The following is a 1,660-nucleotide window of genomic DNA, read 5'->3' as shown; positions in this document are numbered from 1 at the left end:
GCCATCGCCACGCGTCATGCCGCCGGCGAGCAGCCGCTGCCGCTGGCCGAGCTGGCGCGGCGCCTGGACCTGGAAGGGGCGCACCGCAGCAACCGCGTGTTGATCGATCCGACCGGCACGCGGCCGTCCGCGGTGCGCCTGCCCGGCCGCGACGGCGGCCGCCTGTACTTCGACCCCTACACCGGCGCGGTGCTGCCGGCGCCGCGCCTGGATGGGTTCTTCTCCTTCGTCGAAGACCTGCACCGGCGCCTGGCCGCCGGCGAGCGCGGCAAGGCGGTCACCGGAGTTTGCGCCTTCGTGCTGATCTTCTTCTGCCTGTCCGGCCTGTATTTGCGATGGCCGCGGCGCTGGTGGAGCTGGCGCGCCTGGTGGGCGGTGGAGTGGAACCGACAGGGACGCAGCTTCCTGTGGAGCCTGCACTCGGTGATCGGCACCTGGTGCCTGCTGGTGTACCTGCTGATCGCCGCGACCGGGCTGTACTGGTCCTACGACTGGTACCGGCAGGGGCTGGTGGCGATGCTCGGCGGCGATGCCGCACCCAAGGAGAAGGAGGGCGGTCGTGGCGGGAAGCCACCGGCGGTGGACTACGCGCGGCTGCAGGCGGCCCTCGCCACCGTGCCGGCCGCGCAGCGCGCCTACCTGGACCTGCGTCTGCCTGGCCGCAGCGGCCAGCCGATCGTGGCCCGCTACCTGCCGCCCGATCCGGCGCACGACCGCGCCTACGACAGCGTGGAGGTCGATCCGGCCAGTGGCCGCGTCCTGCGCCACCTGGAGTATCGGCAGCAACCGCTGGGCCGGCGCCTGCTGACCAGCATGTTCGCGCTGCACAGCGGCAGCTTCTTCGGCCTGCCCGGGCGCGTGGCGATGCTGCTGGCGAGCCTGTGCATGTCGCTGTTCTTCGTCACCGGCTGGATGCTGTACCTGGATCGCCGGCGCAAGAAGCGCGCCTTGCGCGCAGCGCGGCGCGCGCTGCCGGGCTTGGTCGGCGATGCCGCCGGCGCCTGGCTGGTGGGCTTCGCCAGCCAGAGCGGCCTGGCCGAGCGCCTGGCCTGGCAGACCGCCGCGCACCTGCAGGCCGCCGGCCTGGCGGTGGAGGTGCGTTCGCTGGCGCAGCTGGAGCTGGCGCACCTGCGCGGCGCCCAGCGCGTCCTGTTCGTGGTCAGCACCTTCGGCGACGGCGAACCGCCGGACGCGGCGCGCGGCTTCGTGCGCCGCGTGCTGCGCCAGGCGCAGGCCCTGCCGGAGCTGCGCTACGCCATGCTCGGCCTGGGCGATCGCCAGTACCCGCAGTTCTGCGGCTTCTCGCGGGAGCTGCAGCACTGGCTGGACGCGCAGGGCGCACAGGCGCTGTTCCCGCCACTGGAAGTGGACAACGCCGATCCGCAGGCACTGGCGCAGTGGCAATGGCAACTGTCTGCGCTCACCGGCGTGGCGGCGTCGGCGCCGGTGCTGCAGGCGCCGGAGCCGCTGGACTGGGGCCTGGCCGGTCGCGTCCTGCTCAATCCCGGCAGCGCCGGCGCGCCGGTGTGGCGTATCGACCTGGTGCCGCCGCCGCAGGCGCACTGGCATGCCGGCGACATCCTGGAAGTGCAGCCCTGCCATGCGGCCGACGCGATCCGCACCTGGCTCGCCGCACAGGCGCTGGACGCGGAACAGACGG

Annotated in this window: 1 protein-coding gene; it reads left to right on the top strand. The window is 73.6% G+C overall.

What is annotated here, in order from left to right:
• The coding region (locus D588_RS0114465) for a PepSY domain-containing protein (RefSeq protein ID WP_017916491.1) at window positions 1–1,660 on the top strand (1,660 nt) is incomplete at both ends.

The organism is Xanthomonas sp. SHU 308 (assembly GCF_000364645.1).
Classification (GTDB): Bacteria; Pseudomonadota; Gammaproteobacteria; order Xanthomonadales; family Xanthomonadaceae; genus Xanthomonas_A; species Xanthomonas_A sontii.
Note: the sequence above shows the minus strand (reverse complement) of the source record. Positions and strands in the feature narration are given on the sequence as shown.